The following is a 19,451-nucleotide window of genomic DNA, read 5'->3' as shown; positions in this document are numbered from 1 at the left end:
CGCTCATCGGCCGGTGAAGGTGGCCTTGCCCGGCCCCTCGGACAGGAAGGAGGCCATGCCGGTCTTCTGGTCCTCGGTGTCGAACAGACCGGCGAACAGCTCGCTCTCCAGGGCCAGGCCGTGGTCCAGCGTGCCGTCCAGACCCTCGTCGATCGCCCGCTTGGCCGCGGCCAGCGCCAGCGGCGGACCGGCGGCGAACTTGGCGGCCATGGCCCTGCTCGCGGCGTACACCTGGTCGTCGGGGACGACGGCGTCCACCAGGCCCAGCTCCAGCGCCTCCTGGGCACCGACGTGCCGGCCGGTGAACACCAGGTCCTTGGCCTTGGCCGGGCCGACCAGGCGGGCCAACCGCTGGGTGCCGCCGGCGCCCGGGATGACCCCGAGCAGGATCTCGGGCTGGCCCATCTTGGCCGACTCCCCCATCACCCGGAAGTCCGCGCACAGCGCCAGCTCGTAGCCCCCGCCCAGCGCGTAGCCGGTGATCGCGGCGATGACCGGCTTGGGCACCCGGGCGACCTCGCGGAAGGAACTGGTCAGCTCCCGCCCCCACGCCACCATCGAGGAGCCGTCGAGCTGGGACATGGCCTTGATGTCCGCGCCCGCGGCGAAGACCCGCTCGCCGCCGTAGATGACCACCGCCCGGACGTCGGCACGGCTGCCGGCCTCCTGCGCGGCCGCGCGCACCTCCCGGTGCAGCTGCTCGTCGATGGCGTTCATCTTCGGGCGGTCCAGGCGGATGGTGCCCACGCCGTCCTCGACCTGCAGCGTCACGAACTCCGGCTCGGCCATGCGTCGTCCTCCAGCGTCGTCGATGGGTCTCGTCGCTGACCCTAGGCATGGGAGCCCATGCACCCGGTCCCGGGCCCCGTCACCGGGTGCATGGGCTCCCATGCCGCGGGTGGGGCCCCGTCACGTCGCGCGGCGGGCGGTGAAGCGGCCGCGCACCCGGCCCAGGGCCAGCGGCAGGCCGAACGTCTCGCCGAGGAGGTCGGCGGTGAGGACGTCGTCGACCGGCCCGGCGGCCACCACACCGCCCCCGCGCAGGAGCATCGCGTGGGTGTAGCCGGGCGGGATCTCCTCGACGTGGTGGGTGACCAGCACCTGCGCCGGGGCGTACCGGTCGCGGGCCAGGTCGGTCAACCGCCTCACGAGGTCCTCGCGGCCACCGAGGTCCAGGCCGGCACCGGGCTCGTCGAGCAGCAGCAGCTCGGGGTCGGTCATGAGCGCGCGGGCGATCTGCGTGCGCTTGCGCTCGCCCTCGCTGAGGGTGCCGAAGGGCCGGTTGGCGTAGGGCGCCACCCCCCACTGCTCCATGAGCATGCCGGCCCGGGTCAGGTCGTGGACGTCGTACCGCTCGCGCCACCGCCCGACGACCGCGTAGCCGGCGGAGACCACCACGTCGCCCACCCGCTCGGCCGGGGCGATGCGCTGGGCCAGCGAGGCGCTGGTGAGCCCGATGCGGGGGCGCAGCTCGAACACGTCGACCGCCCCCAGGGTCTCCCCCAGCAGCGTCACGGTGCCGCGGGTGGGGTGCATCTGGGCCGAGGCCAGCTGCATGAGGGTGGTCTTGCCCGCCCCGTTGGGGCCCAGCAGCACCCAGCGCTCGTCCTCCCGCACCGTCCAGTCCACCCCGCGCAGCAGGTGCGTGGCCCCCCGCACGACGTCGACACCGGACATCTGCACCACTGCGGTCGGCTGCGCGGTCGTCACGCCCCCATCCAACCAACCGCGCCGCGCAGGTCCGCCGTCCCCACCCGGGTGTCGGGCACGATGGCCGGGTGGATCGTGCAGCTGGTCGTCCGTCCGAGGTGTGGCCCGGCAGTCCCGCCCCGCTGGGGGCGCACTGGGACGGCACCGGGACCAACGTCGCGCTCTGGTCGGCCGGCGCGACCGCGGTCGACCTGTGCCTGTTCGACCCCGACGGCACCGAGCACCGGCAGCGGCTGCAGGAGACGACCCACCAGGTGTGGCACGGCCGGCTGCCCGGGGTGGGCCCGGGCCAGCGCTACGGCTACCGGGTGCACGGCGGCTACGACCCGGCCTCGGGCGCGCGGTACAACCCGGCCAAGCTGCTGCTGGACCCCTACGCCCGGGCCGTCGACGGCGACCTGACCCTGGACCCCGCGCTCTTCGGCTACGCCACCGGCCACCCCGACTCGGCCACGGCCGACCCGGCGGACTCCGCACCGTTCGTGCCGCGCGGGGTGGTCATCCACGACTCCTTCCCGTGGGCCGGCGACGCGCCGCCGCGCACCGCCTGGTCGGACACGGTGATCTACGAGGTGCACGTCAAGGGCGCGACGATGCGCCACCCCGACGTGCCCCCCGCCCTGCGCGGCACCTACGCCGGGCTCGCGCACCCGGCCTTCGTCGAGCACCTGGTCTCCCTCGGGGTGACGGCGGTCGAGCTGCTGCCGGTGCACCACTTCGTCTCCGAGCCGCACCTGCTGCGCCGCGGGCTGACCAACTACTGGGGCTACAACACCCTCGGCTACTTCGCCCCGCACGCGGCCTACTCCTCCGCCGGCGCCGGCGGCGCGCAGGTCACCGAGTTCAAGGCGATGGTCAAGGCCATGCACGCCGCGGGCATCGAGGTCATCCTCGACGTCGTCTACAACCACACCGCCGAGGGCGACCACACCGGCCCGACGCTGTCGTTCAAGGGCATCGACAACGGCGGCTACTACCGCCTGGGCGCCGGTCAGCCCGACCGCTACACCGACTACACCGGGTGCGGGAACACCCTCGACGTCCGCCGTCCGCAGGTGCTGGCGCTGCTGATGGACTCGCTGCGCTACTGGGTCACCGAGATGCACGTCGACGGCTTCCGGTTCGACCTCGCCTCGGCGCTGGCCCGCTCCTTCCACGACGTCGACCGGTTGTCGGCGTTCTTCGACGTCGTCCACCAGGACCCGGTCGTGTCGCAGGTGAAGCTGATCGCCGAGCCGTGGGACATCGGGGAGGGCGGCTACCAGGTGGGCAACTTCCCGCCGCTGTGGACCGAGTGGAACGGCAAGTACCGCGACACCGTGCGCGACGTGTGGTCCGGCCAGCACGTCGGCGTCCGGGACCTCGCCTACCGGCTCACCGGGTCCAGCGACCTCTACCGGTCCGACGGACGACGTCCGTTCGCGTCGGTGAACTTCGTGACCGCGCACGACGGCTTCACCCTGCGCGACCTCTACACCTACGAGACCAAGCGCAACGAGGCCAACGGCGAGGACAACCGCGACGGCGAGGGCCACAACCGCGGGTGGAACTGCGGTGTCGAGGGCCCCTCGGACGACCCCGCGGTGATGGAGCTGCGGGCCAAGCAGGTGCGCAACGTGCTGGCCACGCTGCTGCTGTCCACCGGCGTGCCCATGCTGACCGCCGGCGACGAGCTCGGCCGCACGCAGGAGGGCAACAACAACGCCTACTGCCAGGACTCCGAGCTGTCGTGGCTGGACTGGGGCGCGATCGACGCCGACCTGTGGACCTTCACCTCGCGCCTGGTGGCCCTGCGCCGGTCCTCCCCGGCCCTGCGCCAGGAGGCGTTCTTCGACGGCCACGAGGTGCCCGGCTCCGGGGGCACCCGCGACCTGGCCTGGTTCGCCCCCAGCGGCGGCCAGCTCACGACCGAGGACTGGTACGACACCGGGCTGCAGACCATCGGGATGTACCTCGACGGCCGCGGCATCCGGCACCGCGACGAGCGCGGCCGCCCCGTGGTCGACGACTCGTGGCTGGTCTGGGTGCACGCCGGGCCCGAGGACGTCGAGGTGCACCTGCCCGGGGCCCCGTGGGCCGACGGCTACGAGTTCGCGGTGTCCACCGAGTGGCCCACCGGCGCCCCGGCCCGCCCCGCCGTGGTCGCCCCCGGGCCGATCACGATGCCCGCCCGCACCGTCTGGGCCCTGCGCGTCCTGCGCAGGCCGTGACACGGCGATCCTCCGGATCGCACCGCGGCCAAGAGCCGTCCCCGACCTCGGTGGAGCCGCTGAGCTCCTCGGTCGGGGACCCTCCGGGCCCCCTCCTCGGAGTCACCCGGGGCACGGGCCGACGTCGCCCCGCGCGTTCGTCCCCGGCCTGCGCGGTCGGGTCCCGTCGCTCGATCGGGGACCCTCCTCGCGACCCTTCCTATTCCGGCTGCTCGAAGGTGATGACCGTCCAGCCCAGCAGCAACCGGTCGCCGTCGGCGAGGGCGTGGGCGACACCCGGCTCGAGCTGGGTCCACTCGGTGGCGTCGGGGCCGGCCACGTGGGTGCCGTTGAGGGAGCCCAGGTCGACCAGGGACACCTCGCGGCCGGCGCGCTGGATCGCGGCGTGGGCCGAGGACAGCACGTTCTGGGTGTCGGCGATCGGCACCGGCCGGGCGGTGCCGGAGGTCACCAGCTCGTGGCCGTCGGGACGGCGGCCCAGCACGAGGTCGTTGTCGACGTCGACGACCATGCCGTCGTCGAACCGCAGCACGGGCGCGGCCGGCGGGTCGGGCTGCCAGAAGGCGGTGGCCGCGCCGGGCTGAGCAGCGGGCTGCGGCTCGGAGACCGGCGCGGCCGACGGGGAGCTGAAGCCGGAGTCCGAGCCTGCGGTGAACCGCTCGGCGGCCGGCGCGCCCTGCGGGGCCGGGACGGCGACCGAGACGGGCGTGGCCGCGGCCAGCTGGAGGGTGGCACCCCCACCGGGCACGGTGCCCTCGACGAGGTCGTAGGCCACCCCCGGCGGCACGGGCGAGGGGGCCGAACCGGGCCCGACGTAGAGGCTGGCGCCCAGGTCGAAGCCGCTGGCCAGCGTGCACCCGCCGTCGGTGGCCCGGCCCGACACCGGCACGCCGTCGACCGCGGGCTGCCCCTTGCCCGACCACAGCGCCACGCCGGCCCCGGAGCCGTCGGCGGAGTCGGTGAGCACGAGGGCGAAGGAGGCGCCGCCGGCGGCGAGGGAGGAGACCTGGCCGGCGACCGCGGTCAGCACCCGGTCGGCGCCGGGGCCGGCGACCCCGAGGCAGGCGTGCAGCGTCGCGACGAGGGCGGGCGAGCCGGGGGCATCCACCCACAGCAGACCACCCGCACGGCGGGCGACGACGTTCTCTCCGGGCAGGACCTCACAACGGTCGGGCATGCCGGCCACCCTAGTGATCGCCGGCGACCCGGGCCCGCCACCGAGGTCAGCCACGCCGGGGCGTGACGACGAACATGCTCCCTCCGTCACCACCAGTCACGACGACCCCACCGGGTGGTCACCAGACCCCCGGGACGACCACCGCGGCGGTCGGCGCCGGGGGCGCGACTGGACGATCGGGGCGCCGACCGTCCAGCCGCCCCGCTCAGGCGGTCGTGACGACGCCGAGCTCGGCCGGGGTGGCCAGCCCCGGGGAGGAGGGCAGCACCCGCACCGTGTAGCCGAACGCGCCGGTGCGCTCCAACGGGATGGTGGCGGCGAACCAGTGCCGGCTGCCCTCGGTCGCCTCGTGCGCCATCGGCACCGCGGTGACCTCGTGCAGCCCGTCGGTGTCGTCGACCCGCCCGTAGGCGGCCTGGACCTCGACGTCGCCGGGCACGAGCCCGGGCAGCTCCACCTCGGCCCGCAGGTCGAGGGTGGACCCGATCTCGGGGGTGTCGCCCACCCCGGTCGCCTCGACGTGGGCCACCCGGACGCTGCCCCAGTTGGCCAGCAGGTGCGACCGCCAGGCCGCCTGCTCGCGGGCCACCCGGTAGCCGCCCTCGGCCAGGGCGCGGGCCGACCCCGCCGCCGGCACGTACAGCTGCTGCACGTAGTCGGCCACCATGCGGCTGGCCAGCACCTTGGGCCCGAGGGCGGCGAGGGTGTGCTTGACCATCTCGACCCAACGGGTGGGCACTCCGTCGCGGTCGGTCTCGTAGAACCGCGGCAGCACCTGGCGGTCCAGCAGCTCGTAGATGGCCGCCGCCTCGACGTCGTCGCGCCGGTCGGGGTCCTCGACGCCGTCGGCGGTGGGGATCGCCCAGCCGTTCTGGCCGTCGAACCACTCGTCCCACCACCCGTCCTTGATGGACAGGTTCAGCCCGCCGTTCAGCGCGGACTTCATGCCCGACGTGCCGCAGGCCTCCAGCGGCCGCAGCGGGTTGTTCAGCCACACGTCGCAGCCCCAGTAGAGGTAGCGGGCCATGCCGATGTCGTAGCCGGGCAGGAACGCGATGCGGTGCCGGATCTCGGGGTCGTCGGCGAACTTCACCATCTGCTGGATCAGCTGCTTGCCGCCGTCGTCGGCCGGGTGGCTCTTGCCGGCGATGACCAGCTGGATCGGCCGCTCGGGGTCCAGCAGCAGGGCCTTGAGCCGGGCCGGGTCCTTGAGCATGAGGGTCAACCGCTTGTAGGAGGGCACGCGGCGGGCGAACCCGACGGTGAGCACGTCGGGGTCGAACACCGAGTCGGTCCAGCCGACCTCGACCTCCGACGCCCCGCGCGACAGCGCCGTCTCGCGCACCCGGCGACGGACCTCGTCGACCAGCCGCGCGCGCAGCACCCGCCGGGTGGCCCACAGCTCACCGGCCCCGATGCGGTCGACCTGGTCGAACCGCACGGGGCCCGCGACGTCGACCGGGTCGCCCTGGCTGGAGGTCTGGGTACCCAGCTCGACCAGTTCGCGCGCGGTCCAGGTGGCCGCGTGCACCCCGTTGGTGATCGAGGAGATCGGGACGTCGTCGGAGTCGAAGCCCGGCCACAGGTGACCGAACATGTCGCGGCTGACGTGCCCGTGCAGCTCGCTGACGCCGTTGGCCCGCTGGCCCAGCCGCAGGCCGAGGTGGGCCATGTTGAACTTCGTCGGGTCCTCCTCCGCGCCCAGCGGCAGCAGGTCGTGCACGCCCACCCCGAACCCCGCGAAGTAGCGCTCCACGAGTGCCCGGGGGAACCGGTCGATGCCGGCGGGCACCGGGGTGTGGGTGGTGAAGACCGTGCCGCCGCGCACCGCCTGCAGGGCCTCGGCGAAGGACAGGCCGTGGGACTCGGTGAGCTCGCGGATGCGCTCGATGCCCTGGAACCCGGCGTGCCCCTCGTTGGCGTGGAACACCTCGGGCTGCGGGGTGCCGGTCAGCGCGCAGTGGGCCCGCACGGCGCGCACCCCGCCGATGCCCAGCAGCATCTCCTGCCGCAGGCGGTGGTCCTCGCCGCCGCCGTAGAGCCGGTCGGTGACGCCGCGCTCTGCCGGGGTGTTCTCCTCGATGTCGCTGTCGAGCAGCAGCAGGGCGACCCGGCCGACCTGCGCGCGCCACACGTGGGCGTGCAGGGTGCGCCCCTCCGGCAGCGGCACGGTGATGACCACGGCGTTGCCCTCGGCGTCGCGCATGAGCTTCACCGGCAGGCCGTGCGGGTCCAGCGCCGGGTAGTGCTCCAGCTGCCAGCCGTCGGCCGACAGCCCCTGGGAGAAGTAGCCGGCGCGGTACAGCAGACCGACCCCGATCAGCGGCACCCCCAGGTCGGAGGCGGCCTTGAGGTGGTCCCCGGCCAGGATGCCCAAGCCGCCGGAGTACTGCGGCAGCACCTCGGTGATGCCGAACTCGGCCGAGAAGTAGGCGATCGACGCCGGGGCGTCGGGCCCCAGCGACTGGTACCAGTGCGGGGCGTCGAGGTAGTCCTGCAGGTCGTCGGTGACGTCGGACAGCCGGCGGAGGAACTTGCGGTCCCCGGCGAGGGCGGCCAGCCGCTCGGCCGAGACCTCGCCGAGCACGCGCACCGGGTCGTTGCCGCAGCTGACCCACAGGTCGGGGTCGACGGACTCGAACAGGTCGCGGGTCTCGGGGTGCCACGACCAGCGGAGGTTCATGACCAGCGGGGCCAGCGGGAGCAGCGCCTCGGGGAGCGCTGCGCGGACGGTGAGTCGTCGGAGAGCTCGCACGGGAGGAGCCTAGCCAGCGACGGGGCCGTCCCGGGGCGGGTCGGGAGGCCCCCGGGCGCCTGGTCCCGCAGGTCCGGGGGGCGTCCCGCAGCCGAGGTGCTCTTCCCCGGCCGCGCCGATAGCGTGGCCGGCGTGACTGGCCGAGCTGACCTCCGTCTGGGCATCACCGACGTCGCACCCGTCGTGGCGTGCGGGGCGTTCTCCGCCCGCGCCGTCGTCGGCGAGCACGTCCCGATCACCGCCACGGTGTTCCGCGAGGGGCACGACGCCGTGGCCGCCAACGTGGTGTGGAGCCCACCGGCCACGCCCGGCAGGCGTCCCCCCAAGGCCCCGCTGCAGCGCATGCAGCGCTACTCCGACCAGCCCGACCGGTGGACCACCACGGTCGTCCCCGACCGCGAGGGCCTGTGGACCTACCAGGTCGAGGCCTGGGACGACCCCATCGGCACCTGGCACCACGCGGTCGAGGTCAAGGTCGAGGCCGGTCAGGGCGCGGCCGACCTGGCCAACGACCTCGAGGAGGGCGCCCGGCTGCTGGACGCCGTCGGCAAGACCGTGCCCAAGGAGCACCGCACCGCCGTCGCCGCGGCGGCCACCGCGCTGCGCGACGAGTCGCTGGAGCTCACCGCCCGCCTCGCCCCGGCCCTCGCGCCGGCCATGACCGAGCTGCTGCACGCCCACCCGGTCCGGCGCCTGGTCACCCGGTCGCCCCGCTACGAGGTGTGGGTCGACCGGGAGCGCGCGCTGTACGGCTCCTGGTACGAGTTCTTCCCGCGGTCGGAGGGCCCCGTCGTCGACGGCGTCCCCACCCACGGCACGTTCGCCGACGCGGCGGAGCGGCTGCCGGCCATCGCGGCGATGGAGTTCGACGTCGTCTACCTGCCGCCGATCCACCCGATCGGCACGGTCAACCGCAAGGGCAAGAACAACACGCTGACCACCGTCGAGGGCGACGTCGGCTCGCCCTGGGCGATCGGCAGCGCGGACGGCGGCCACGACGCCGTCCACCCCGAGCTGGGCACCATGGCCGACTTCGAGGCCTTCGTCGCCCGCACCCGGGAGCTGGGCATGGAGGTGGCGCTGGACTTCGCGCTGCAGGCCGCACCCGACCACCCCTGGGTGACCGAGCACCCCGAGTTCTTCACCACCAAGCCCGACGGCACCATCGCCTACGCCGAGAACCCGCCGAAGAAGTACCAGGACATCTACCCGATCAACTTCGACAACGACCCGGCCGGCATCTACGCCGAGGCCCGGCGGGTGCTGCAGGTGTGGATCGACGCCGGCGTGAAGGTCTTCCGGGTCGACAACCCGCACACCAAGGCCATCAACTTCTGGCACTGGCTGATCTGGGACGTGAAGAAGAGCCACCCCGACGTGCTCTTCCTGGCCGAGGCGTTCACCAAGCCGGCGATGATGCACCAGCTGGCCCGGGTCGGCTTCACCCAGAGCTACACCTACTTCACCTGGCGCACCGAGAAGTGGGAGATCGAGCAGTACGGCCGCGACCTGGCCGGCACGGCGCACTACATGCGGCCGAACTTCTTCGTGAACACCCCGGACATCCTGCACGCCTCGCTGCAGTACGGCGGACCGCCGATGTTCAAGATCCGCGCGGTGCTCGCCTCGATGATGAGCCCGACGTGGGGCGTCTACTCCGGGTACGAGCTGTTCGAGCACGTCGCGCTCAAGCCCGGCAGCGAGGAGTACCTGGACACGGAGAAGTTCCAGCTGCGCCCGCGGGACTGGGCGGCCGCTGCTGCCGAGGGCCGGTCGCTGGCGCCCTACCTGACCCGGTTGAACCAGGTCCGGCGCGAACACCCCGCGCTGCAGCAGCTGCGGACGCTGACCTTCCACCCGGTCGACAACGACCAGCTGCTCTGCTTCTCCAAGACCGACCCGGGGTCCGACGACGCCGTCCTCGTGGTCGTCACCCTCTCCAGCCAGCACACCCAGATCGGGACGACGGCGCTGGACATGGCGGCCCTGGGCCTGGAGTGGTCCGACCGGTTCACCGTGACCGACCAGATCACCGGCGCCCAGTACGAGTGGGGGCAGTTCAACTACGTCGAGCTCGACCCCTACCGGGAGCCCGCGCACGTCTTCACCGTCACCCGGCACGCCCCGCTGGGCTGACCCGTTCCCGCCCGAGACCCCGAGGACCTGAGCTCCCCATGACCGTCCCCGCACCGCACGCCGACCGTCCCGGTCTGCCCGCCCCCGGCGCCGACCCGGAGTGGTACAAGCGCGCCGTCTTCTACGAGGTGCTCGTCCGCGGCTTCGCCGACAGCAACGCCGACGGCATCGGCGACCTGCGCGGCATGATCGGCAAGCTGGACTACCTGCAGTGGCTGGGCGTCGACTGCCTGTGGCTGCCGCCGTTCTTCGCCTCCCCGTTGCGCGACGGCGGCTACGACGTCGCCGACTACACCGCGGTGCTGCCCGAGTTCGGCGACATCGAGGACTTCCAGGAGCTCGTGGCCAAGGCCCACGAGCGGGGCATGCGGATCATCATCGACTTCGTCATGAACCACACCTCGGACCAGCACCCCTGGTTCCAGGCCAGCCGCAACGACCCCGACGGGCCCTACGGCGACTTCTACGTGTGGAGCGACGACGACACCAAGTACTCCGACGCGCGGATCATCTTCGTCGACACCGAGGTCTCGAACTGGACCTTCGACCCGGTGCGCAAGCAGTACTTCTGGCACCGGTTCTTCAGCCACCAGCCCGACCTGAACTTCGAGAACCCCGCGGTGGTCGAGGCCATCCTCGACGCGCTGCGGTTCTGGCTGGACCTGGGCATCGACGGGTTCCGGCTGGACGCCGTCCCCTACCTGTTCGAGGAGGAGGGGACCAACTGCGAGAACCTCCCCAAGACCCACGAGCTGCTCAAGACCGTCCGCAAGGTCGTCGACGCCGAGTACCCCGACCGGGTCCTGCTGTGCGAGGCCAACCAGTGGCCGGCCGACGTCGTCGAGTACTTCGGCGAGGACGGCGACGAGTGCCAGATGGCGTTCCACTTCCCGGTCATGCCGCGGCTGTTCATGGCCGTGCGCCGCGAGCAGCGGTTCCCGATCTCGGAGATCATGGCCCAGACGCCGGACATCCCCGAGAACTGCCAGTGGGGCGTCTTCCTGCGCAACCACGACGAGCTGACCCTCGAGATGGTCACCGACGAGGAACGCGACTACATGTGGGGCGAGTACGCCAAGGACCCCCGCATGAAGGCCAACATCGGCATCCGCCGACGGCTGGCGCCGCTGCTGGACAACGACACCAACACCCTCGAGCTGTTCAACGCCCTGCTGCTGTCGCTGCCCGGCTCTCCGGTGCTCTACTACGGCGACGAGATCGGCATGGGCGACAACATCTGGCTCGGTGACCGCGACGGCGTCCGCACCCCGATGCAGTGGACCCCCGACCGCAACGGCGGGTTCTCCACCGCCGACCCCCAGCGCATGCACCTGCCGCTGGTGGCCGACCCGGTCTACGGCTACCAGGTCACCAACGTCGAGCAGCAGATGCGCAACACCACGTCGATGCTGCACTGGATCCGGCGGATGATCGCCGTCCGCAAGGAGCACCCGACGTTCGGCGTCGGCAGCTTCACCGAGATCGGGTCGCGCAACCCGACCGTGCTGTCCTTCGTCCGCGAGTTCGGCGACGACGTCGTGCTGTGCGTGAACAACCTGTCCCGGTTCCCGCAGCCGGTGGAGCTCGACCTGCGGCGGTTCGAGGGGTGCACCCCGATCGAGCTGACCGGGCGGGTGGAGTTCCCCGAGGTCGGCGTCCTGCCCTACATGCTGACCCTCGCCGGGCACGGCTTCTACTGGTTCGAGCTGTCCAAGCCGGTTGCGCCGCAGCCCGACGACGAGACCGACCTGGAGGCGTGGGACACCGCGACCAGCTCCAGCGTCGCCCAGTCGTTGCTCGAGGCCGGCATCGTCGGGTCGACCGAGGACCCACCCGGCGGGAGCGGCGGGCTGGGCGTGGAGGGGAGCACCCGATGAGCGCGCTGACCGACCTGTTGGCCGAGTGGATGCCGCACCAGCGGTGGTTCGGCGGCAAGGGCAGGGAGTGGTCCTCGGCCACCGAGGACGGCTTCTTCCTCGACGAGAGCACCCCCGCCGTCACGGTGCACCGGGTACGGGTCACCTACACCGACGACGTCACCGAGACCTACCTAGTACCGCTGTCGTGGCGGGCCACCGTCGACGACGACCTGGCCCACGCCTACGTCGGCGCGGTCGGGGACAACCACGCCTACGACGGGATGCGTGACCGCGAGGCCACCGTGCCCTGGCTGTCCCACCTGGTGGCGGCCTCCACGGTCGGCCCGCTGCACTTCCACCCGGCCGGGGTGGCCTACATCCCCGAGGGCGTCCCCGGGGACGTCATCTCCGGCGAGCAGTCCAACACCTCGCTCGTCTACGGCGAGACCGCGATCATGAAGCTGTTCCGCCGCCTGGAACCCGGCCTGAACCCCGATGTCGAGGTCCACGACGCCCTGCGGGCCACCGAGAACCCGCACATCGCGCCGCTGCTGGGCCACGTCGAGGTCGACGAGCCCGACGGCCGGTCCTCGACGGTGGCGTTCCTGCAGGCCTTCGTCCCCAACGCCAGCGACGGGTGGCGGCTGGCCACCTCCAGCGTGCGCGACCTCTACGCCGAGGCCGATCTGCACGCCGACGAGGTCGGCGGCGACTTCGCCGGCGAGGCCGAGCGGCTGGGCGAGGCGACCGCCAGCGTGCACCGCGACCTGGCCCAGGTGCTGCCCACCGCCGTGGCCGGCCCCGAGTGGTACGGCGAGCTGGCCACCCAGCTCACCGCCCGGCTCGACGCGGCCACCGCGATCGTGCCCGAGCTGGCCGAGCACGCCGAGGGGCTGCGCGCGCTCTACGCGTCGGTCGGCGAGCTGACCGAGCCGGTCACTGCGCAGCGGGTGCACGGCGACCTGCACCTGGGGCAGGTGCTGCGCACCACCACCGGGTGGATCGTGCTGGACTTCGAGGGCGAGCCCGCGCGGTCGCTGGCCGCCCGCCGCGAGCTGGACTCCCCGCTGCGCGACGTCGCCGGCATGCTGCGCTCGTTCGACTACGCCGCCCGGCACATGCTCGTCGAGCAGCCCGGGGACCCCCAGCTGGCCTACCGGGCCCAGGAGTGGGCCGAGCGCAACCGCACCGCGTTCTGCGCCGGGTACGCGGGGGCCAGCGGCACCGATCCCGCGACCTCCCCGCTGCTGCGCGCCCTGGAGGCGGACAAGGCGGTCTACGAGTGCGTCTACGAGGCGCGCAACCGGCCGCACTGGTTGATGATCCCGTTGGCCTCCCTGGCCCGCTCGGCCGCGAGCTGACCGACCCCACACACCTGCGCCCCCCGGGGCGCACCGGCAGGACGGAGCGCTCGATGACGACGCACGACACCCCCCACGACCCGCTCGACCCCGACGACCTGCAGCGCGCGGTCACCGAGAAGACCGAGGCCTTCCAGGCCGAGCGCGAGCAGGCCGAGCGCGACAGCCCCAGCAACCCGGGCCAGGGCATCACCGCGACCCCGGTGGTCGCCCCCGCACCGGTCGCCGAACCCGGCAACCCGGCGGCGCCGTCCGCGCCGCAGCCCGAGCCGCCCGACGGCGACCCGGCCGAGGTGTCGCACCCCGAGCCGCGCGAGGACGGCACCCACGCGGGCACCGGTGGCGACTCCCCCGCCGAGACCGCCGAGATCAGCACGGCCTCCACCAGCCCCGACGGCGACGGGACCCCCGGCGGCGACGGGCCCGACGACGCCACGCCCCCGCAGCACGCCGGTGACGACCACCCCCCGCCGGCCGGCGTCGCCTCGCCCGGCCGCACCCGGGCCGCCGCCCCCACCCCTGCCGAGGAGCCCGCGCAGGTCGCCGGCGCCCCGGTCGACCCCGACGCCGTGCGCGCCGTGGTCGAGGGCTGGTCGCACGACCCCCACGCCGTGCTCGGTGCCCACCCGGTCGGCGACGGCTGGGCGGTGCGCACCCTGCGCCCCGACGCCGTCGCGGTGACCGTGGTCGACCAGGACGGCACCCGGTACGAGGCCCCGCAGCTGCACGGCGCCGGGGTCTACGAGGCCCTCCTCCCCCAGCAGCCCGGCGACTACCGGGTCGAGGTCGTCTACGGCGACGGCCAGGGCGGCACGAACACCGTCCTCGCCGACGACCCCTACCGCTGGCTCCCCACGCTCGGCGAGGTCGACCAGCACCTGATCCGCGAGGGCCGGCACGAGCGGCTGTGGGAGGTGCTCGGCGCGCACGTGCGCAGCTACGACACCCCCGGCGGCACCGTCCGCGGGGTGTCCTTCGCCGTGTGGGCGCCGAACGCCCGCGGGGTCAAGGTCACCGGCGACTTCGACTGGTGGCAGGCCCGCGCGCTCCCCCTGCGCTCGCTGGGGTCCTCCGGTGTCTGGGAGATCTTCGTGCCCGGGGCCGAGGTCGGTCAGCGCTACCGGTTCCACGTGCTGGGTGGCGACGGGCAGTGGCGGGAGAAGAGCGACCCCATGGCCTTCGCCACCGAGGTCCCCCCGCTCAACGCCAGCGTCATCACCGACTCGCAGTACGAGTGGGGCGACGACGACTGGCTGGCCAGCCGCGCCGAGGGCAACTGGCACGAGCGACCGGTCAGCGCCTACGAGGTGCACGTGGGCTCGTGGAAGCAGGGCCTGTCCTACCGGCAGCTGGCCGACGAGCTGGTCGAGTACGCGGTGCACGCCGGGTTCACCCACCTGGAGTTCATGCCGGTCGCCGAGCACCCCTTCGGCGGGTCCTGGGGCTACCAGGTCACCGGGTACTACGCCCCCTCGGCCCGCTTCGGCGTGCCCGACGACTTCCGCTACCTGGTGGACAAGGCCCACCAGGCGGGCCTGGGCATCATCGTCGACTGGGTGCCCGCGCACTTCCCGAAGGACGCGTGGTCGCTGGGCCGCTTCGACGGCACCGCGCTCTACGAGCACGGCGACCCGCGCCGCGGCGAGCAGATGGACTGGGGCACCTTCGTCTTCGACTTCGGCCGGTCGGAGGTGCGCAACTTCCTGGTCGCCAACGCCCTCTACTGGTGCAAGGAGTTCCACGTCGACGGCCTGCGGGTCGACGCCGTGGCCTCGATGCTCTACCTCGACTACTCCCGCAAGGAGGGCGAGTGGACGCCCAACGTGCACGGCGGGCGGGAGAACCTCGAGGCCGTGGCCTTCCTGCAGGAGATGAACGCGACCGTGTACCGCGAGGTGCCCGGCGTGATGACCATCGCCGAGGAGTCCACCGCCTGGCCCGGGGTCACCCGGCCCACCTACCTGGGCGGTCTGGGCTTCGGGTTCAAGTGGAACATGGGCTGGATGCACGACTCGCTCGGCTACGTCGAGAAGCAGCCGGTGCACCGCGTCTACCACCACAACCAGCTCACGTTCTCGCTGGTCTACGCCTACAGCGAGAACTACGTGCTGCCCATCAGCCACGACGAGGTGGTCTACGGCAAGGGCTCGCTGCTGCGGAAGATGCCCGGTGACCGGTGGCAGCAGCTGGCCAACGTGCGCGCCTACCTGGCCTACATGTGGGCCCACCCGGGCAAGCAGCTGCTGTTCATGGGCCAGGAGTTCGCCCAGGACGGCGAGTGGGCCGACTCGCGGTCGCTGGACTGGTGGCACCTCGACGACCCGGCGCACCGCGGGGTCCTCTCCCTCGTCGCCGACCTCAACGGCCGGTACAAGGAGAACGAGGCCCTCTGGAGCCAGGACGTCGACCCGGCCGGCTTCCAGTGGATCGACGCCAACGACGCCGCGGGCAACGTGCTGAGCTTCCTGCGCTACGGCAAGGGCGGCCAGGCACTGGCCTGCGTGGCCAACTTCGCCGGCGCCCCGCACGAGGGGTACCGCATCGGGTTGCCCCGCGGCGGCCGGTGGCGCGAGGTGCTCAACACCGACGCCGAGTCCTACGGCGGCTCGGGGGTGGGCAACCTCGGCGGCGTGGACGCCGTCCCCGAGCCCTGGCACGGCCAGCCGTTCTCGGCCGTGGTCAGCGCGCCGCCGCTGGCGACCACCTGGTTCGTGCACGAGGAGCAGCCGGCGGACTGACCGCCCGGCCCGCAACGGCGAGACCGGTGACCCGTCCGGGTCACCGGTCTCGTCGCGTCCGGGGCCCGGGTCGGCCATGATGGGACGGCGGTCCGGACGCGGTCCGGACGCGGGAGAACGGGAGCCCATGCCCTCGACGTCACGCCCGGCGGCCCTGACCGCCGGCATCCTGGCCCTCGCCGTGGTCCTCACCGGCTGCGCCACCACGCAGGTGGCCGGGCAGGCCAGCCCGGCCGGCCCGCCGATCACCGACGTCGCCCCGGCGGACTTCCCGATCACCGGGGCCGCCGAGACCGAGGCCGACGTGACCTCGCGCAACGCGCTCGCGGACCTGGTCGACTACTGGACCCAGGTGTTCCCGGAGGTCTACGGCGAGGACTTCGCCCCCCTCACCGGTGGCTACTTCTCGGTCGACCCCGGCGACGTCGACCCCTCCGCCTACCCCGACGGCGAGATCGGGTGCGGGGCAGACCCCGCGGACGTGGAGCAGAACGCGTTCTACTGCCCCCCCGACACCGGGGAGGCGACCGCGGACTCCATCAGCTACGACCGGGACTTCCTGCAGGAGCTCGGCGACACCTACGGTCGGTTCCTGCCCGCGCTGATCATGGCGCACGAGTTCGGCCACGCCGTGCAGGGCCGGGTCGGCTACCCGGCCGACGACACCTCGATCAACGTCGAGACCCAGGCCGACTGCTTCGCGGGCGCCTGGACGCGGTGGGTCGCCGACGGCAACTCCTCGCACGAGACCATCCGCGCCCCCGAGCTGGACGACCTGCTGGCCGGGTACTCCATCGTGCGCGACCCGCCCGGCACCGGCGTCGACGACAGCCGGGCGCACGGTTCCTACTTCGACCGCGTCTCGGCCATCCAGGACGGCTACGACGGCGGTGCCGCGGCCTGCCGGGACAACTACGGCTCCGACCGGGTCTTCACCCAGAGCGAGTTCCTCAGCGACCAGGACCTCGCCAACGACGGCAACGCCCCGCCGGCCGAGACCGCCCGCCTGGTGCAGACCGCGCTGCCGATCTACTTCGAGGACTCCTTCCCCGAGGACCTCGGTACCGACTTCAGCGCGCCGACGATCGAGCCGTTCGACGGCGACGCCCCCGGCTGCCTGGCCCCGGACGCCGCCGTGGGGTTCTGCGCCGACGACGACACCGTCTACTACGACGCCACCGACCTGGCCGGGCCCGCCTACACCGAGATCGGCGACTACGCCGTGCTCACCGCCGTCGCCATCCCCTACGGGCTGGCGGCGCGCGCCCAGCTGGGCCTGTCGACCGACGACCAGGACGCGATCCGCTCGGCCACCTGCCAGGCCGGTGCGTTCTCGGGCGCGGCGCTGTACGGCGAGGTCGTGCGCGGGGAGGACGGCATCCAGCTCTCCCCGGGTGACTTCGACGAGGCCGTGACCTTCCTGCTCACCTACGGCACGGACCCGACCGTCTTCCCCGAGGTCGGTCTCTCCGGCTTCCAGCTGGTCGACGTCTTCCGGCAAGGCTTCCTGTACGGCCTCACCTCCTGCGGGTTGGAGGCCTGATGAACGGTCGCCGTCCCGGCGGCTAGAACAGGGCGGCCGAGAGCTGCCGGCGGGCGGCGGTGACCCGGGGGTCGTCTCCGCCGACCACGCCGAACAGCTCGACCAGGTGCACCCGGGCGGCGTCCCGGTCCTCGCCCGCCGTGCGCCGGACGACGTCGAGCAGCCGGGTGAAGGCGCCCTCGACGTCACCGGTGCCCAGCAGGAAGTCCGCGGCGCGGGTCTGGGCGGCGACGTCGTCGGGCGCGGCGTCGGCGTCGACGAGCGCATTCGGGCCGGCCTCCTCCGCGCGGCGGAAGAGCTGCACCTGCTTAATCGCCACCGACGCGACCGGGTGGGCCGGCTCGGTGTCGAGGATCTGCTGGTAGGCCGCCTCCGCACCCGCCAGGTCACCGGCGTCCAGGGCGGCCTCGGCGGCGTCGAGCCGGGGGTCCTCGGGCTCGGTGGGCTCGGCGTCGCCGCCGCCGGGCACCGCGCCCCCGGTGGTGGCACCCACCAGCTCGGTGACGAACTGACGGGCCTGCTCCTCGGGGATCGCACCGCTGAACTCCGCGACGAGCTGCCCCTGCCAGACGGCCTTGACCGCCGGGATGCCCTGGACCCGCAGGCCCTGGGCGAGGTTGGGGTTGGCGTCGACGTCGACCTTGGCCAGGACCCACGAGCCGCCGCCCTCGGCGGCCAGCTTCTCCAGCACCGGGGAGAGCTGCTTGCACGGCCCGCACCACTCGGCCCACAGGTCGAGCACGACGGGCACCTGGAAGGAGCGGTCGATGACCTCGGTCTGGAAGGTGGCCTCGTCGACGTCGACCACCGCGCCACCGGCCGCGCCGGGCTGCCCACCGGGCGCCGGGGGCGGTGCCGCGGCGGCGCGGGCGGCGGCGTCCGACCGTGCCTTGACCGCCGCCAGGTCGACCGCACCGGCCAGCGAGGCGGCCATCTGCGCCTGCTGCGCGGCGGCGCGGGGGTCGGTGGGCGGACCGGGTCGAGCGGGGCGGTTCGGCTGCATGCGGTCATGATCCCACCGGGTGGGTACCGCCGCCGTCGGCCACCGCCCTCCGTCAGCGGTCGGGGTGAGCCCCGTCACGAGCGGTTGCGGGCCGGGGTGGGCCTCGTCCTACGGTGGCCGGGTCCGGTCGCAGGGGCACCGCCCCGCACCGACCGGCCCGCCGGGACGGGCGTCGAGCACCGACGCACCAGGGTCCGGCCGGGCAGTTCGACGCCGACCGCAGCGCGCGGGGTGTCGAGCCAGGACGCGCCGGAGCGCGGCTGCCCCCGACCCACCCACCACCGACGTCCCCGGACGGTCGGTCGCGGGTCCCGCCCGGTGGACGAACCCGAGAGGACGGCTGCTGCTCGTGATGACCACCCGCTCGACCCCCACCCCCACCCTCCCGTCCACCGTCCCGGCCGCGGCCGACCAGCCGGCGGCCCAGCCGGCCCTGCGGGTGCGCCGCGGAGTGGGCCGGTTCGTCGTGACGGCCGCGGCCGCCGCCGCGCTCGCCGTCGGCGCACTCCCCGGCACGGCCGACAGCGCGCAGGCAGCACCGGCCGCGGTGACCGCCCCGGCCGCCCCGGCCTCGGGCGTCGTCGCGCCCACCCCGGCGACCCAGGTGGCCGTCGACTTCGCGATGGCCCAGGTCGGCAAGGCCTACGCCTACGGCGGCAACGGGCCCGACGCCTACGACTGCTCGGGGCTGACCACCCAGGCCTACGCCGCGGCCGGTGTCGAGCTGCCCCGCCGCAGCGCCGACCAGGCCACCGTGGGCACCCCCGTCGACCGCTCGGCCCTGCTGCCGGGCGACCTGGTCTTCTACTACTCCCCGGTCAGCCACGTGGCCATCTACATCGGCGACGGCCAGGTCGTGCACGCGCTGAACTCGAGCACGGGCGTCGTCACCGGCAGCGTCGACATGCCCGGCTACGCCGGCGCCACCCGCGTCGCCTGACCCGCCCCCACTCCACCCC

At 73.5% G+C, this 19,451-nt stretch carries 12 protein-coding genes; 7 read left to right on the top strand and 5 right to left on the bottom strand.

Features of this window, described 5'->3' with window-relative positions:
* Window positions 1–3 precede the first annotated feature (3 nt).
* On the bottom strand, window positions 4–789 hold the full coding sequence (locus TEK04_RS18795) for an enoyl-CoA hydratase/isomerase family protein (RefSeq protein ID WP_336405890.1): 786 nt from the start codon (window positions 787–789) through the stop codon (window positions 4–6).
* 120 nt (window positions 790–909) lie between these two features.
* Entirely contained in the window at window positions 910–1,710 is an 801-nt protein-coding gene (locus tag TEK04_RS18790) for an ABC transporter ATP-binding protein (RefSeq protein WP_336405889.1), read from the bottom strand.
* A 68-nt stretch (window positions 1,711–1,778) separates the two neighbouring features.
* On the opposite strand from TEK04_RS18790, the gene glgX reads away from it, so the two are divergent.
* Entirely contained in the window at window positions 1,779–3,920 is a 2,142-nt protein-coding gene (gene glgX / locus TEK04_RS18785) for a glycogen debranching protein GlgX (RefSeq protein WP_336405888.1), read from the top strand.
* Window positions 3,921–4,119: 199 nt separating this feature from the next.
* Here the strand turns inward: glgX and TEK04_RS18780 are convergent, their stop codons facing one another.
* Together TEK04_RS18780 and glgP are read right to left on the bottom strand one after the other, a co-directional pair.
* Complete coding sequence (locus TEK04_RS18780) at window positions 4,120–5,097, bottom strand: FHA domain-containing protein (protein WP_336405887.1); 978 nt, start codon at window positions 5,095–5,097, stop codon at window positions 4,120–4,122.
* A gap of 205 nt (window positions 5,098–5,302) precedes the next feature.
* The gene (glgP, locus tag TEK04_RS18775; RefSeq protein WP_336405886.1) at window positions 5,303–7,852 is read right to left on the bottom strand and encodes an alpha-glucan family phosphorylase; all 2,550 of its coding nucleotides are present in this window, start codon (window positions 7,850–7,852) and stop codon (window positions 5,303–5,305) included.
* Window positions 7,853–7,984: 132 nt separating this feature from the next.
* Between glgP and TEK04_RS18770 the strand changes: the two genes are divergently transcribed.
* The 5 genes from TEK04_RS18770 to TEK04_RS18750 all read left to right on the top strand — a co-directional run bounded on the left by TEK04_RS18770 (window position 7,985) and on the right by TEK04_RS18750 (window position 17,489).
* The gene (locus tag TEK04_RS18770) at window positions 7,985–9,988 is read left to right on the top strand and encodes an alpha-1,4-glucan--maltose-1-phosphate maltosyltransferase (protein WP_336405885.1); all 2,004 of its coding nucleotides are present in this window, start codon (window positions 7,985–7,987) and stop codon (window positions 9,986–9,988) included.
* Window positions 9,989–10,026: 38 nt separating this feature from the next.
* Window positions 10,027–11,865: a maltose alpha-D-glucosyltransferase gene (gene treS, locus TEK04_RS18765; protein WP_336405884.1), complete on the top strand. Its 1,839-nt coding sequence runs from the start codon at window positions 10,027–10,029 to the stop codon at window positions 11,863–11,865.
* Window positions 11,862–13,208 (top strand): maltokinase N-terminal cap-like domain-containing protein, encoded by a 1,347-nt coding sequence (locus TEK04_RS18760; RefSeq protein ID WP_336405883.1) that lies wholly within the window; start codon window positions 11,862–11,864, stop codon window positions 13,206–13,208. Before treS ends, TEK04_RS18760 begins: the two co-directional genes overlap by 4 nt.
* A 53-nt stretch (window positions 13,209–13,261) precedes the next feature.
* The gene (gene glgB, locus TEK04_RS18755; RefSeq protein WP_336405882.1) at window positions 13,262–15,946 is read left to right on the top strand and encodes a 1,4-alpha-glucan branching protein GlgB; all 2,685 of its coding nucleotides are present in this window, start codon (window positions 13,262–13,264) and stop codon (window positions 15,944–15,946) included.
* A gap of 127 nt (window positions 15,947–16,073) precedes the next feature.
* On the top strand, window positions 16,074–17,489 hold the full coding sequence (locus tag TEK04_RS18750) for a neutral zinc metallopeptidase (protein ID WP_432277356.1): 1,416 nt from the start codon (window positions 16,074–16,076) through the stop codon (window positions 17,487–17,489).
* A gap of 22 nt (window positions 17,490–17,511) precedes the next feature.
* Here the strand turns inward: TEK04_RS18750 and TEK04_RS18745 are convergent, their stop codons facing one another.
* A complete protein-coding gene (locus tag TEK04_RS18745) occupies window positions 17,512–18,492 on the bottom strand; it encodes a tetratricopeptide repeat protein (protein ID WP_336405880.1) in 981 nt (326 codons plus the stop codon).
* Between the two features lie 352 nt (window positions 18,493–18,844).
* Here TEK04_RS18745 and TEK04_RS18740 point away from each other — a divergent pair, with 352 nt between their 5' ends.
* A complete protein-coding gene (locus TEK04_RS18740; RefSeq protein WP_336405879.1) occupies window positions 18,845–19,432 on the top strand; it encodes a C40 family peptidase in 588 nt (195 codons plus the stop codon).
* Window positions 19,433–19,451 lie beyond the last annotated feature (19 nt).

Source organism: Klenkia sesuvii, assembly GCF_037083825.1.
GTDB classification, from domain to species: Bacteria; Actinomycetota; Actinomycetes; order Mycobacteriales; family Geodermatophilaceae; genus Klenkia; species Klenkia sesuvii.
This window is presented reverse-complemented; position numbering and strand designations above follow the sequence as displayed.